The following is a 13,907-nucleotide window of genomic DNA, read 5'->3' as shown; positions in this document are numbered from 1 at the left end:
GGCCTCCTTTTACGGTCAGGCCCGAAAATACAGCCCAGGACCCGGCGGACGTCAACCACTCAGCAGCATTGAGATACTTCGGGAGTGGAGACGAGGTGGGTGCTGCGGGCGGCTGCGGCCGGGGACGTCGAGGTGATCGCCGAGTTGCGGGCGGCGGTGATGCGGCCGGATCTCGAGCGGTTGGGGCGGTACGACGAGCATCGCGTGCGGCAGCGCTTGCGGGACTCGTTCTCCCCGGAGCACACCTCGGTGATCGTGGCCGACGGCACCTTTGCGGGATGCGTCACCGTACGGCCGGCCGAGGACGGGCAGTGGCTGGAGCACTTCTACCTCGCGCCGGATCACCAAGGGCGCGGCCTCGGCTCAGCCGTCCTGCGCAGCCTGCTCGAGCAAACCGACGCCGACGGCGTGCCTGTCCGGCTCAACGTCCTCCAGGGCAGCCGGGCCCAGCGTTTGTACGAACGCCACGGGTTCACCGTCGAGGACGAGGACCCGATCGACGTCTACATGGTGCGCGAGCCGGCTACTGCTCGCGTTCCTTGAGCCGGGCGGCTTCCTTACGGACTTCGGCCTGGGTGTCGCGCTCGTGCTGCAGCCAGTCGGGGTTCTCCGACTTGAGGGCTTCGATCTGCTCGGTGGTCAGGGCTTCGGTGATGCCGCCGCGGGCTAGGCCGCTGATCGAGACGCCCAGTTTCGCGGCGACCACCGAGCGCGGGTGCGGGCCGTTGCGGCGGAGCTCGCGGAGCCACTCGGGCGGGTCGGCCTGCAGCGCGTTCAGCTCGTCGCGAGAGACGACGCCCTCCTGGAAGTCCGCCGGAGTGGCCTGGAGGTACACCCCCAGCTTCTTCGCCGCCGTCGCGGGCTTCATGGTCTGGGAGGTCTTGCGCGCCGTCATGGCAGTAAGAGTAGCGATCACACCCGGTAACCTGAGCAGGTGACCGGCCCACAGACGTCGTTCAGGCTCGGGTACGTCCCGGGAGTGACGCCCGCCAAGTGGGCACGGATCTGGCAGGAGCGCTCCCGCGGCATCCCGCTCGACCTCATCCAGGTCGCCGACGCCGAGGCCGTCGCGCTGGTCCGGAGCCGCGAGCTCGACGCCGCCTTGCTGCGCCTGCCGATCGACCGGACCGGGCTGCACGCCATCCCCTTGTACGTCGAGACGACGGTCGTCGTGGTCCCGAAGGACCACGTGGTCACGGCGGTCGAAGAGGCGACCGTCGAGGACCTGTCGGACGAGCTGATGCTGCACCCGCAGGACGACGTACTGGATTGGCCGGGTCCGCCGGGTCGGGTGATCGACGCGCGGCCGGCGACGACCGCGGAGGCCATCGAGCTCGTCGCGGCCGGCACCGGGCTGGTCGTCGTACCGCAGTCGGTGGCTCGGCTGCACCACCGGCGGGACCTGACGTACCGGCCGCTGCTGGGCGCGCCGGAGTCCGGGGTCGCGTTGGCGTGGCCGGAGGACGCGACGACCGAGCTGATGGAGCAGTTCATCGGCATCGTCCGCGGCCGGACCGTCAACAGCAGCCGGGCGGACGCCCAGAAGTCAGCCCAACAGCAGTCAGCCGAGAAGCCGGTCAGGAAGTCCGCCCAGAAATCCACGCAGAAGTCGGCCCAGAAGTCGGGACAGCAACCGGCCCGGAAGGCTGCGCGACGGCGCGGCCGCCCCCGCCGCTAGCATTCGGTTGAGCATTCAACTATCATGGTCGGTACCGACGATGAGATGGAGTGCGTGATGGCGATCTTCCGGTTGAACCACGCGGTGCTGTACGTGCGCGACCTGGCCGAGAGTGTCGCCTTCTACCGCGATGTGCTCGGCTTCGGGTACACCGAGACCGGGGACGCGTTCCGCGGCGCGGCGTTCCTGCGCGCGCCGGGCTCGACCAATGACCACGACCTCGGGCTGTTCGAGCTCGGCGCCCAAGCCGCGCCGTCCGGCGCCGGGCGGACCACGGTCGGGCTGTACCACCTCGCCTGGGAGGTCGACACGCTCGGCGACCTCGAGGACCTGGCGACCACGCTGTCCGAGGCCGGCGCACTGGTCGGCGCCTCGGACCACGGGACCACGAAGTCGCTGTACGGCAAGGACCCGAACGGGCTGGAGTTCGAGATCGTCTGGATCATCCCGGCAGACCTGCTCACAGACGAGGACAAGCAGAAGGCCGGCGTCGCCCGGCTGGACCTGGCCGCCGAGGTGGCGAAGTACGGCCGCGACGCCCGCAGCGGCGTCGGCATCTCCCGCGTCCTCGGCTGAGCCGGCCGACGCCCGTCGTCGGCTGAGCAGACCGACGCCCGTCCTCGGCCGAGCCGGCCGACGATCCGTGCGCGGCCGGCTCAGCGCACGATCGCCTCGGCGATCCGGAGCGAGTTGGCGAGCACGGTCAGCACCGGGTTCACCCCGCCGTTGGTCACATGCGTCGAGGCGTCGGCGATCCACACGTTGCCGTGCCCCCACACCCGTCCGTGCGGGTCGGTCACGGATCGCGCCGGGTCGTCACCCATCCGGCAGCTACCGGCCTGATGCTGACCGGCACTCGCCTGCTGCGTGCTCCCGATCCCGCCGACCGCCGTACGCACCGCCCCCGCCTCGACCAGCCACTGCCGAGCCTTCTCGCTCATGAACGCCTGCGCCCGCACGTCCTCCGGATGAATCGACCCGCTGAGCACGGCGACCGGATTCCCGAACCGATCGACGACCCCGCGATCCACCCGCACCCGGGACTCCGCTGACGTGACCTCCTGGATCGGCCCCACCACGCGCATCATCCGGCGCACCTCACGCCGCATCGCCTGCTTGCCGGCCGCACCGGCCCGCGGGATCAGGCCGACCGCGCTCAGATAGTCGTACGTCGCCGCCGGCGTCGGCACGAACTCGTTGGCCAGCATCCCGCCGCCCACGATCCCGTCGTTGCCGTGCCGGAAGTCGCAGGTCGCGATCGACACCCCAGGCCCGACCAGATCGACCACCTCGTCGTCGAACAGCCCGACCGCCCCGGCGTACACGTGCGCCTGCAGATACCGGCCCACCTGATCCTGGTTGTTGCCAAGCCCGTCCGGCTCCCGATCATGCGCGCTGCTCAGCAGCAACCGCGGCGTCTCGGTCGCACTCGCCGCGACGACCACCTCGGCGCATTCGACCGTACGGCGCCACACCCGACCGTCGGCGTACCCAGCCAGGGCCACCCCGACGACGCGACCACCTGGAGAGGTCACCAACCGCTCGGCCGTCGCCTCGGTCACCAACGTGCACCGGCCAGTCGCCAACGCGGCAGGCAGTGCAGTGTTGTGCGTCCCGCTCTTCGCCTCGACCGGGCAAGCGAAGCCGACACACTGCACGCACCGCACACAGCCCGCCCGACCCTGGTAGTCGACGGAGTTGATCAGCAGCGGTACGTCGAGCGTCCCCCAACCGAGCCGATCAGCCGCAGCCGCCAACCGCCGCGCCGGAGCGGTCCGCGGCATCGCCGGCATCGGCAACGGGATCGACCGCGCGTCATGCCATGGGTCCACTCCCCCGCCGCTCACACCGAATCGCTGCTCGGCGAGGCTGTAGTACGGCTCCAGGTCGTCGTACGTGATCGGCCAGTCCGCCAGGCCGCTCCCGTCCGGAACCCCGTAGCTGCTGGCCATAGTGAAGTCGCGCGGGACGAACCGCCATGCCTGCGCGCCGTACACCCTGGTCCCACCGCCGACGGTGAACGCGTTGTTGCCCCAACCGGGATCGGGCGGCAGGACAGTACGTCGTACGCCGTCGACGACCGAGATCCGCGGCCGCCCGTGCGGATCGGGATCGGTCGGGGCGGGGAGGGCGGACCATGAACGTGGATTGCGGAGGTGGTCGTGGATCAGCGACTCGGTCGACGGGTAGCGGCCGGCCTCGACCACGAGCACCGACCGGCCGGACTCCGCGAGCACCTGCGCGGCGGCCCCACCACCCGCGCCCGAGCCGATGACAATCGCGTCGTACCGGTCCTGCAGCTGGGGCCAGGGTGTGATCGTCAGCTCGGTCTGGACGACCGGGACGGCAGCGGACTCCCAGCCGACCATCGTCCAGACAGGCGATTGGTTGCCGGAGGCATCATCGTTCGCGTAGTACCCCTGTGCCACCAGGCGGACCAGCCAGGCCGCGTCCTCGTCGGCCAGCAGCGCGTCGAGGTCCGGATCCTCCCCCGCGACCTCCAGCGCACGCTCGACCCGCGGCCGCCAGTCCGGCCGGTCTTCGACCAGCACGCGCTCGACGAACGCGACCGCGCCGGCGTCGGCCGCGGAGGGGAACTCGTCCGCCGGAACAGCCACCTCCGCCAGCCGCCCGAGCACGGTGCGCTGCCAGTCCGAGAACTCAGTCACCTGCCCCACAATAAGCTGGCCACGCAGCGCTGGACGGGGACGTCAGCGATGCGGACCTCGCGCAAGCCCTCGTGGACGAAGCGGTCCGGGCGTTCGGCCGCCTGGATCACGTGGTGTGCAACGCCGGCATCGACATCATCAAGCCGGCGGTCGACTACACCCCGGACGAGTGGGACCGCATTCTCGCGGTCAACCTCCGCGGCGCCTTCCTCCCCGCCCAGGCCGCCGCCCGGCACTGGATCGCCCAGGGCCAGGGCGGCTCGGTCACGACGGCCCGGCCTCGGGCCAGCGGATCAACACCTTCACGCCGCTCGGCCGCCGCGCCACGGTCGACGAGATCGCCGCGCCGTACGCCTTCCTCGCGTCTCCCGCGGCCACCTACGTCACCGGCGCCGTGCTGCCCGTCGACGGCGGCTACACCGCGACCTGACTTTTGTACTTGTGGGTCCATTTTTGCCGAGCCACCATGCAAGGCATGGCACTTGATCACTACTACCTACTCGGCCGGTCCGGGCTGCGCGTCAGCCGGCTGGCTCTCGGCACGATGAACTTCGGCACCGGCGGGTTCCACGCGCCGTACGGCAAGACCGAGGCCGAGGCGCGCGCCATCTTCCGCCGGTACGTCGAGGCCGGCGGCAACTTCGTCGACACGGCCGACTTCTACACCGCAGGTGAGAGCGAGTCGATCCTCGGCACGCTCATCGATGAGACCGGGCTCCGCGACCGGATGGTGCTCACCAGCAAGTTCACCAACAGCGTCGACCCCGGCGACCCGAACGCGGGCGGCAACGGCCGCAAGCACATGATCCGCGCGGTCGAGGCGTCCCTGCGGCGGCTGCGCACCGACTACCTCGACCTGTTCCTGCTGCACACCTGGGACCGGATCACCCCGGTCGAGGAGGTCCTGCGCACGTTCGACGACCTCACCACCGCCGGCAAGATCCGGTACGCCGGTCTGTCCGACGTACCGGCCTGGTACGCCGCTCGCGCACAGACTCTCGCGGATGCGCACGGACTGACCCCGATGGTCAGCCTGCAACTGCCGTACTCGCTGGTCGAGCGGACGATCGAGACCGAGCATGTCGCGGTCGGTCAGACGCTGGGGCTCGGCATCACCGCGTGGAGTCCACTCGGCAGCGGGTTCCTCACCGGGAAGTACCGGCGCGACGACCAGGGCCTCGCGGGCGACGGACGGCTGACCGGTGACGGCGCAACGGGCCGGACGTGGACCGATCGGCATTGGGAGTTGCTGAAGACCGTCGAGACGGTTGCGGACAAGCTCGGAGTGACGATGGCGCAGGTCGCGCTCAACTGGGTCGCCACCCAGCCCGGGATCGCGTCGGCGATCGTGGGCGCGAGCAGTCCGGAACAGCTGGACAGCAGCCTGGCCGCTCTCGACTTCGAGCTTCCGGTGGAGCTGCGGGCGATGCTCGACGAGGCAAGCGCCGTAACTCCGGAGTCGCTGTACCGGATGTTCACGCCGGAGTACCAAGGCTGGCTGGTCAGTCCGGGCGCGAAGGTCGCCGACAAGCCGGCCGGCTACCACCCGCCGGTCGTCAACTGGAGCTGACGCGCAGGTAGTCGAGGCAGAGGTCCAAGGCGTACTCGAGGTGCTTGGACGAGCCGGACGACATCAGGATGACGACCCCGCCCTGGATCGCGGCGATCAACGCGCCCGCGGCCCGGTCGGGGTCGACGTCCGCGCGGATGTCGCCCGCGGACTGCATGTCCTCGATACCCGCCCGGACCCGGCGCTGCCACTGGGCGAGCAGCTTGCCGGTGACCGCCTGCGCGGCTGGCGTGTGCCGGCCGATCTCGGTGATCAGCACCCCGAGCGGGCAGTTCACCCCTTGCCGCCGGTACTTCTCGACGACGACGTCCCGCCAGTCGTGCCACGCCGCCCACGAGGTCAGCTGCCCGAGCTGCGGCTCCTGATCCTCGATCACCCGCTCGGCCTCGCGCTCGGCCACTGCCAGCAGCAACTGCTCCTTGCCGTCCGGGAAGTAGTGGAACAGCTGACTCTTCCCCGTCCCACTCCGCCGCCCGACGTCATCGAGCGTCACGGACGCGATCCCCCGCTCCCGAATCTCCGCAGCCGCCGCCTCCACGATCCGGCCCCGCGTAGCCATTCCCTTCGCCGTCAGCACACCCCGACTGTACCGCTCGGTCCACTCACCCGACGCTCCAGTGCGTTTCGGTGGAGCAGGTGAGGGCACCGGCAGGCGGATCGAGGATCCGGAGGTTCTGCATGCCCATCGTCGGATGGCACGCGTCACACGAGCAGATCGCGCCCAGCCAATTGCTGCGAGACATCCAGGCCGCCGAGCAGGCCGGGTTCCAGGCCGCGTGGTCCTCGGACCACTTCACCCCGTGGAGCCGGCGCCAGGGTGAGTCCGGGTTCGCGCTCTCGTGGCTCGGCGCGGCGATGGCGACCACGTCGTTCCCGGTCGGAGTCGTCAGTACGCCGGGCCAGCGCTACCACCCCGCGATCGTCGCGCAGGCGTTGGCGACGCTGGCCGAGATGTTCCCGGGCCGGCTGTCGGCCGGGTTCGGCAGTGGCGAGTTCATGAACGAGCACGTCACCGGACAACCCTGGCCCCACAAGGATGTTCGCAACGCGCGCCTCAAAGAGTCCGTCGACGTGATCCGCGCGCTGCTCACCGGCGAGGAAGTCACCCATCACGGGCTGGTCGAGGTCGACCGCGCGAGGTTGTGGACGCTGCCCGAGCAGCAGCCCCGGATGCTCGCCCTCGCCGTCAGCGAGGCGACCGCGCGGTGGGCCGGCGAATGGGCCGACGGCCTGGTGACGATCTGGCAGCCGCCGGGCCTCCTGAAGCGGCTCGTGGCCGCGTTCCGGGAGAACGGCGGCGAGGACAAGCCACTCGCCGTGCAGATCCATATCAGCTGGGCACCCGACGAGGAGCAGGCGCTGGACATCGCCTTCGACCAGTGGCGGTCCAACATGTTCCCGGCGCCGCTGTGCTGGAATCTCGCGACCGCGGAGGAGTTCGACCTGGCGGCCGAGTACGTCCGCCCGGAGGACATGTACCGCAGCGTGGTGATCTCCTCGGAGGCGGAGCGGTTCATCACGTGCGTCCGTGAGGCGGTAGACCTCGGTTTCGACGAGGTCTACCTCCATCACGTCGGCCAGCAGCAGCAACCCTTCCTCGACACCTTCGGCCGGCGGGTGCTGCCCGAGCTGGTCTAGAGACTGGTGCGGAACGGCCCGGTGACCTCGTAGGTGATGCCGCCGCTGCTCGAGCCGCTGGTCCCGCGCTGGGACGAGAAGTAGAGTCGGTTGCCGGCCGGGTTGAACGCCACCCCGCACAGCTCGGAGCCGGACTGGCCGGTCACCCGCAGGAACGGCGCCACGACGTCGTTCGGGGTGATGATGCAGATCTCCATGTTGCCGCCGTCCTCGGCGACGTACAGGTCGCCGACGGTCGCGCCGGTGATGTTGTCGACGCCGGTCAGCGGCGGGTTGCCGGTCAGGTTGTCGTCGTACGCGATCGCGATCGTGTTGCTGACCGCGTTGTAGGCCCACACGCGGTTGTCGCCCTTGGTGGTGAAGAAGCAGGTGCCGTTGCGGTAGTAGCAGCCCTCACCGCCGTTGAAGACCTTCATCCCGGAGACCTGCTTGCGGGTCCGGGTCGGGCTGCCGTCCGGGTCGGGGACGTTCACCCAGGACAACGCGCCGCCGGACTCCCGCAGTACCTGCAGGGTTCCCGACGACAGGTTGCCCCACGTCGCCGGGACGAAGCGGTAGAAGCCGCCGTCCGGGACGTCCTCGGTCAGGTAGATCACTCGCCGGTCCGGGTCCACCGCGGCCGCCTCGTGCGAGAACCGGCCGAGAGCAGGACGTCGTACGGCGGCCGTCGCGCCGGTCGGGTCGGTCTCCCAGATGTAGCCGAGGTCGTTCTCCTCGCCGGACAGCCAGGTGCCCCACGGGGTCGCGCCGCCGGAGCAGTTGCGCGTCGTGCCGGACAGGATGCGGTAGGCGCCGGTGATCGAGCCGCTGCTGTTGAACCGCAGCGCGCTGGCCCCGCCGCTGCCGCTGCCCAGCTCCGAGTTGGACACGTAGATCCACCCGCTGCCGTTCGGGAAGCACGCTCCACCGTCGGGAGCGCCGTGCCAGGTGTAACCGGTGCCGGGCACGGTCTGCGTCGACCGCGCGAGCACCCGGCTGGTGAAGCCCTGCGGAAGCATGATGCCGTTCGCGTCGGCTGCCCGCAGGCCGCCGTACGGGCTCGGGCCGGTCTGGGCCGGGAACGCGAGCGCCTCCGGCGCCACGCTGAATCCGAAGGCCACCGATGTCGACGTGCCGATCACTGCCGCGCGAAGAAAGGTACGACGGTCCACGACTGCTCCTCACAACGTTGGGCGGTTCTGTTGTGACGGACAGTCAACCGGACCCCACATGAACTCCGCCCCGGCTACCCAGTGAACCCGAAGGCACGGGACGGCGACCGATTGACGAGCAGCGTTCAGAGATGGGCGGCGATGGTGTGGGCGCAGTCGATGGACTCGGTGTGGGTGGTGTCGACCTCTACGTCGTACTTGACGCCGTCGTGGACGATGTCGGCCTGGAGAGCGGCCATGCCGACGACGCGGTCGCCGCGGGCCAGTTCGCGGCCGGTGGCGACTTCGGCAGCGCAGCGGACGCCGACCCAGAGCACGTCGAGGTCGCCGACGGCTTCCTTCCAGCGCTGCTGTGATCCGCCGCCGCCGAGGAACACGTCGTCGACGATCACCCGGGCGTCGGCCCGGCACATCGCGACGATCCCGGCCACCCAGGCCGCGTCGAGCCGCCGGAACGCCGGCCCGACGGAGATGTCACCGTCCGGCTTGAACTCGATCCCCGCGTCCGAGTCCCGCATCGCGGCCGGCAGGGCGTCGACGAAGTCGTCCACGCCGAAGGCCAGCCACGGCTCCGGCAGCACCGCCTGCAGGCACCGCACGATCCCCGTCTTGCCCGAGCTCGACCCGCCGTTCAGCACCACCAGCTGCGCAGTCACGGCCCAAGGCTAGACGGACCACCGCCCATCAGCCGCTGGTTTTCGTCAGAGTTGGCCGCTCTGCCGCTGCACCTGGTCGACGATGTCCTGCGCGATCCGGCGGAGTTTGGTGTTGCTGCTCTGCGAGAGCCGGGCCAGGAACGCGAACGCCCGCTGCTCGGGCATCTTGTACCGCTCCATCACGATGCCGATCGCCTGGCCGATCGTCGTCCGGGTACGCACCGCCTCTTCGAGGTTGTCGATCTCGCGGGCGTACTCGATCGCGGTCGCGGAGTGGTGCGCGAACAACGCGGCCAGCGACTCGAAGTCCTCGAAGGCGCCGGGCTGGCGCGCGTACAGGTTGAGCGCGCCGTTCGCCTTCGGCGCGTCGAACAGCCGCAGCCCGGCCTGCGCCCGGATACCGGACGCCACCGCGATCGAGGCGTACTTCGGGAACCGCTGGTCGGCCGCCAGGTCCGGGGAGATGATGTGCACCGAGTCCTGAGCGGCCTGGTAGCACGGCCCCTCGTGCAGCTCGTACTGGGCCGCGTCGAGCGGAAGCAGCAGATCGGCCGTGGGCGCGACGGTTTCCAGCCGCTGGTCGTCGTGCAGCACGGTGATGCTGGCGTACTCGACGACCGGCAACAGCTCGACCGCCGCCCGCGTGATGTTGCTCAACGTTTCGTCAAGCGCACGCGGCGTCAGCGTCCTGGAGAGCTGTCGCATCGTTTCGACAAGGTCTTCGTCGCGCATACGGGCTCCTGTACCCCACGAGCCCGAAGGATGAACGGAAGCGCCAGGAACTGGATACCCGCGCCGAGCACGTACGACGTGCCGTAGCCCCAGACATCCGCGGCCCGGCCGAGGGCCGGCTGGATCACCACGCCACCGCCGGAGGCGAGCAGACTGTCCGAGGACAGCACGGTCGCGCGCTGCGCCGACGGAATCAGCTCGTTGAGGTACGCCTGCCGCACCGGCGTGACCGCCGCGAACAGCACAGCCCACACGGCCAGCAGCCCCAACGCACCCCAGAAGCTGGACGCCAGGCCGATCAGCACCAGCACGACCACGACTGTCCCGGTCGCGGCCAGCATGACCGACGTACGGCGCCGGAACGCACGAGCCAGGTACGACGCAGAAGCGCCACCCACGATCTGCGCACCGGCAACCAAGCCGGCACTCAACCCGGCGATCGCGTAGGAGTCACTGCTGCCGTACAGCTCGAGCAGGTAAGGCTGAGCGGCATAGAACCCGTACATGCTGACCCCGGCGGTGAACGGCGCGGCGAGCATCACCCAACGCACGGGCGGATTCAGCAAGCCGTGGTCCAGCGACGCGCGCAGGATGGCGCGCATCTCCGCGACGACCGACACCCGCGGCTTCGGCGTGAAGCCGACGTCATGCATCGCCCGCCACGCCACCACGAAGGTCACCCCGAGCAGTGCCGCGCGAACGGCGTACGGGACACCCAGGTTGGTCACCTGCGCGAGCACACCGCCGCCGATCGACCCGCCGAGCATCGCGATCCCGTTCGCGATCTGCCCCTTGGCGAACGCGGCGTCGAGCGAGCCCTGGTACCCGGTCGCGTGCAGGCCATCGACCAGCCACGCCTCGGTGGCGCCGCTGAAGAAGGTGAAACCGAGTCCGAGCAGCATCGACGCGACCGCCCAGGCCGCGAACGGCGCGCCGGTCTGCCACATCAGCAGGTACAGCAGCGTGGACCCGAGCAACGTGATCGTCCCGAGGAGGTACGACGTACGCCGTCCGACCGTGTCCGCGACCACTCCGGTCGGGACCTCGAACAGCACCATCCCGACGGTGAAGAACGCGTTGGCCGCGAAGGCCTCGCCGATGCTCAACCCCGCGTCGAGCAGGAACAGCGTGTTGACACCCCAGATCATCGACGACGCGCCCGTCGACACCACCATCAGCGTGATGTAGGTCCGCAGTACCTGTTCCGGCCTGGTCATCGGGCACCTCCTCCGTAGTCATCTGCTACGTCGGAGCCGCCTCGACGATCTCTACAGCCAGGGTGGCAAGGGCTCCGCGGGAGTCCCGTCGGCGGTGGTCACGTTTTCATACGGGCGACCGGCCAGGTACGCCGCCACCTGCGGCAGCGGACCGCGCACTTCGGGTACGTCGCCACGCTTCGTGCGGATGTCGGCACACAGCTCCTCGAGGAAGTCCGCCGGCAGGTCCGCGAACGTCACGCCGGTGCCGAGGTCGACCGCGTGGATCATCACCTCGCGGCTGCGCATCCACGGGATCGCGGTCGCCGGGACCTCACGACCCTGCGCGGTCAGCACCTGCGTCTGCCACTGCTCATCGGTCAACGTGGCCATCGCCTCCGCCAACTCGCGTGCGGAGGTGTCGAACCAGTTGAGCAACTCGTCGGCCGACCGGGATGCGTTGGCTTCGATGTCCGCGTTCCGCTGCTCGGGCGACGAGTACATCGGCCGCTCCTCGCCGGTCCGCGCCCAATGCACGAGGTTGCCGAGCGCCTCGGCGTTCAGCGCGAGGTGCGCGGCGACGTGCTTCCTGGTCCAGCCGGGCAGCAGCGACGGGCCGTCGAGATCCACGAGGGCTTTGCGGCTGAGCGCCGTACCTTCCGCAACCCAGCGCATCAGCCCGCCACCACGCGGTTCTCCAGGCGCCCGAGGCCCTCGATCTCGGTGACGACGGTCTCGCCGCCCTGCAGGAACACCGGGGGTTTGCGGGCGTGGCCGACGCCGCCGGGGGTGCCGGTGGCGATCAGATCGCCCGGGTTCAGCCGGATCATGGTCGAAACGTACCTGACCAGGTCGACCGGGTCGAAGAGCAGGTCGCCGGTGGTGTCCTTCTGCACCACCTGGTCGTTCACCTGACAGCGGATGTCGAGGGCGGGCCGCGGTCCGCCGACCTCGTCGGGCGTCACCAGGTACGGACCGACCGGGGTGGTGGAGTCCCAGTTCTTGCCCTGCAACCACTCGCGGGTGCGGAACTGCCAGTCCCGGCAGGTGATGTCGTTCAGCACCGTGAACCCGGCGATCGCGTCCACGGCCGCCGCCTCGTCGGCCCGCCGTACCTCACGGCCGATCACCACGGCCAGCTCGGCTTCCCAGTCGAACATGGCGGTTTCGGCCGGCCGCTGGATGTCGTCGTACGCGCCGATCAACGTGTCGGCGAACTTGCAGAACAGCGTCGGGTACTCCGGCAGGTCGCGACCCATCTCCTGGATGTGGTTGCGGTAGTTCAGCCCGACGCACACCACCTTGCTGGGCCGCGGCACCAGCGGCGCGAAGTCCGCGCCGGCCGCGGCATACTCCTTGCCGTCAGCAACTTCAGCACCCGCGAGCACGGCGCCGACATCCGGCGCCCCGAGGTCGACCAGCACCTCGCCCTCGACACGTACGGCGGTGGTCCGGCCGTCGACCCGAATCGTTGCCAGCTTCACCGGCCGACCTCCTCACGGAACAGGTTGAGCTTGCTGAAGATCGGCGCGTCGCTGAACTGGAACAGGTCGAGCGCACCCGAGTCCGAGTCCGAAGCGGATGCCTGCGACGACACCGACAACGGCAGCCAGGACGGTACGACGAACAGGTCGCCGCGCGTCACCGACCAGGAGAAGTCGCCGACCGTCACCCGCCCGGACCCGTCGAACACCTGGTACACCGACGACCCGGTCTCCCGGCGCGGCGCGGTCTCGACACCCGTGGCGATGCGGTGGAACTGCACCCGGATCGTCGGCAGCACATCGCCGGCTGTGGTCGGGTTCGTGTACCGCACGAGCGCATGCCCAGGCTCGACCGTGCTCGGGTAACCCTCGCGTTCCAGCTCCAGCTGATCGGTCAACGCCGCGTCGGTGTCAGCCCAGCGGTAGCACAGCAGCGGGCTGCCCTCGACGGGCTTGAACTGCGACACGGGGACCAGCCCCGGGTGACCCCACAGCCGCTCGGAACGCGATCGATCGGGCGTCGCGTGCTCCTCGTCCGACAGGTGCTCGCGGCCGAAGTCGAAGAACTGCGACTCGACGTCGTACTGGAACGGGATGTCCAGCCCGTCGATCCAGGCCATCGGCTCGGCGGCCGAGTTGTGGTGCGCGTGCCAGTTCATCCCGGCCTGCGGGAGGAAGTCGCCGCGGCGCATCGGGACCGGGTCGCGCTCGACGACCGTCCACACGCCCTCGCCCTCGACCACGAACCGGAACGCGTTCTGGGTGTGCCGGTGCTCGGGGGCGTCCTCCCCCGGCATCAGGTACTGGATCGCGGCCCACAGCGTCGGGGTCGCGTACGGGCGTCCGCCCAGGCTCGGGTTCGCCAGCGCGATCGCCCGGCGCTCGCCACCGCGACCGACTGGCACCAGGTCGCCGGACCGGGCGGCCAGCTCGACCAAGTGCTTCCATTCCCACCGGTGCGGCTGGGCCTTCGACGTGGGCTGATGCGGCATCAAGTCGCCGATCCGCGTCCACAGCGGCACCAGCAGCTCCTTCTCGAAGCCGCGGTACAGCTCCTCCAGCTCAGGGGTCGCCGGCGGCTGGTCGGGCCGGTCCTCGGCGGTCAGCTTCACAGGTGAGTCGGTCATGGCATC

16 protein-coding genes and 1 pseudogene are annotated in these 13,907 nt (G+C 69.9%); 7 read left to right on the top strand and 10 right to left on the bottom strand.

What is annotated here, in order from left to right; genetic code table 11:
• Positions 1 to 84: 84 nt before the first annotated feature.
• Positions 85 to 543: a GNAT family N-acetyltransferase gene (locus tag ACWCOV_RS15780; protein ID WP_449829957.1), complete on the top strand. Its 459-nt coding sequence runs from the start codon at positions 85 to 87 to the stop codon at positions 541 to 543.
• On the opposite strand, the gene ACWCOV_RS15775 is transcribed toward ACWCOV_RS15780, so the two are convergent.
• A complete protein-coding gene (locus tag ACWCOV_RS15775; RefSeq protein WP_449829956.1) occupies positions 524 to 895 on the bottom strand; it encodes a DUF5997 family protein in 372 nt (123 codons plus the stop codon). The genes ACWCOV_RS15780 and ACWCOV_RS15775 overlap by 20 nt on opposite strands.
• 39 nt (positions 896 to 934) lie before the next feature.
• Here ACWCOV_RS15775 and ACWCOV_RS15770 point away from each other — a divergent pair, with 39 nt between their 5' ends.
• Entirely contained in the window at positions 935 to 1,678 is a 744-nt protein-coding gene (locus ACWCOV_RS15770) for a LysR substrate-binding domain-containing protein (RefSeq protein WP_449829955.1), read from the top strand.
• 24 nt (positions 1,679 to 1,702) lie between these two features.
• Complete coding sequence (locus ACWCOV_RS15765; protein ID WP_449829954.1) at positions 1,703 to 2,254, top strand: VOC family protein; 552 nt, start codon at positions 1,703 to 1,705, stop codon at positions 2,252 to 2,254.
• An 80-nt stretch (positions 2,255 to 2,334) separates the two neighbouring features.
• On the opposite strand, the gene ACWCOV_RS15760 is transcribed toward ACWCOV_RS15765, so the two are convergent.
• Positions 2,335 to 4,347, bottom strand: a complete 2,013-nt coding sequence (locus tag ACWCOV_RS15760) for a GMC oxidoreductase (RefSeq protein ID WP_449829953.1) — start codon at positions 4,345 to 4,347, stop codon at positions 2,335 to 2,337.
• Positions 4,348 to 4,418: 71 nt separating this feature from the next.
• On the opposite strand from ACWCOV_RS15760, the pseudogene ACWCOV_RS15755 reads away from it, so the two are divergent.
• The 3 genes and pseudogenes from ACWCOV_RS15755 to ACWCOV_RS15745 all read left to right on the top strand — a co-directional run.
• A pseudogene (locus tag ACWCOV_RS15755) lies at positions 4,419 to 4,589 on the top strand (SDR family NAD(P)-dependent oxidoreductase); the annotation flags it as partial.
• A complete protein-coding gene (locus tag ACWCOV_RS15750; RefSeq protein WP_449829952.1) occupies positions 4,517 to 4,777 on the top strand; it encodes an SDR family oxidoreductase in 261 nt (86 codons plus the stop codon). The pseudogene ACWCOV_RS15755 and the gene ACWCOV_RS15750, both read left to right, overlap by 73 nt.
• Before the next feature lie 45 nt (positions 4,778 to 4,822).
• Complete coding sequence (locus tag ACWCOV_RS15745) at positions 4,823 to 5,917, top strand: aldo/keto reductase (RefSeq protein WP_449829951.1); 1,095 nt, start codon at positions 4,823 to 4,825, stop codon at positions 5,915 to 5,917.
• Here ACWCOV_RS15745 and ACWCOV_RS15740 read toward each other — a convergent pair.
• Positions 5,904 to 6,494, bottom strand: coding sequence for a TetR/AcrR family transcriptional regulator (locus ACWCOV_RS15740; protein ID WP_449829950.1), 591 nt, complete (start codon positions 6,492 to 6,494; stop codon positions 5,904 to 5,906). The genes ACWCOV_RS15745 and ACWCOV_RS15740 overlap by 14 nt on opposite strands.
• Before the next feature lie 101 nt (positions 6,495 to 6,595).
• Here ACWCOV_RS15740 and ACWCOV_RS15735 point away from each other — a divergent pair, with 101 nt between their 5' ends.
• Positions 6,596 to 7,555, top strand: coding sequence for a TIGR03885 family FMN-dependent LLM class oxidoreductase (locus ACWCOV_RS15735; protein WP_449829949.1), 960 nt, complete (start codon positions 6,596 to 6,598; stop codon positions 7,553 to 7,555).
• On the opposite strand, the gene ACWCOV_RS15730 is transcribed toward ACWCOV_RS15735, so the two are convergent.
• The 7 genes from ACWCOV_RS15730 to ACWCOV_RS15700 all read right to left on the bottom strand — a co-directional run bounded on the left by ACWCOV_RS15730 (position 7,552) and on the right by ACWCOV_RS15700 (position 13,901).
• Positions 7,552 to 8,706: an alkaline phosphatase PhoX gene (locus tag ACWCOV_RS15730; protein ID WP_449829948.1), complete on the bottom strand. Its 1,155-nt coding sequence runs from the start codon at positions 8,704 to 8,706 to the stop codon at positions 7,552 to 7,554. The genes ACWCOV_RS15735 and ACWCOV_RS15730 overlap by 4 nt on opposite strands.
• 125 nt (positions 8,707 to 8,831) lie before the next feature.
• The gene (cpt, locus tag ACWCOV_RS15725) at positions 8,832 to 9,362 is read right to left on the bottom strand and encodes a chloramphenicol phosphotransferase CPT (protein WP_449829947.1); all 531 of its coding nucleotides are present in this window, start codon (positions 9,360 to 9,362) and stop codon (positions 8,832 to 8,834) included.
• 45 nt (positions 9,363 to 9,407) lie between these two features.
• A complete protein-coding gene (locus ACWCOV_RS15720; RefSeq protein ID WP_449829946.1) occupies positions 9,408 to 10,094 on the bottom strand; it encodes a GAF and ANTAR domain-containing protein in 687 nt (228 codons plus the stop codon).
• On the bottom strand, positions 10,043 to 11,311 hold the full coding sequence (locus ACWCOV_RS15715) for an MFS transporter (protein WP_449829945.1): 1,269 nt from the start codon (positions 11,309 to 11,311) through the stop codon (positions 10,043 to 10,045). The genes ACWCOV_RS15720 and ACWCOV_RS15715 overlap by 52 nt, the downstream gene beginning before the upstream one ends.
• Positions 11,312 to 11,362: 51 nt before the next feature.
• A complete protein-coding gene (locus ACWCOV_RS15710; protein ID WP_449829944.1) occupies positions 11,363 to 11,965 on the bottom strand; it encodes a maleylpyruvate isomerase family mycothiol-dependent enzyme in 603 nt (200 codons plus the stop codon).
• Positions 11,965 to 12,774, bottom strand: a complete 810-nt coding sequence (locus ACWCOV_RS15705; protein WP_449829943.1) for a fumarylacetoacetate hydrolase family protein — start codon at positions 12,772 to 12,774, stop codon at positions 11,965 to 11,967. Before ACWCOV_RS15705 ends, ACWCOV_RS15710 begins: the two co-directional genes overlap by 1 nt.
• Positions 12,771 to 13,901 (bottom strand): cupin domain-containing protein, encoded by a 1,131-nt coding sequence (locus ACWCOV_RS15700; RefSeq protein ID WP_449829942.1) that lies wholly within the window; start codon positions 13,899 to 13,901, stop codon positions 12,771 to 12,773. The genes ACWCOV_RS15705 and ACWCOV_RS15700 overlap by 4 nt, the downstream gene beginning before the upstream one ends.
• Positions 13,902 to 13,907: the final 6 nt, after the last annotated feature.

This window comes from Kribbella sp. NPDC002412 (assembly GCF_053592935.1).
This window is presented reverse-complemented; position numbering and strand designations above follow the sequence as displayed.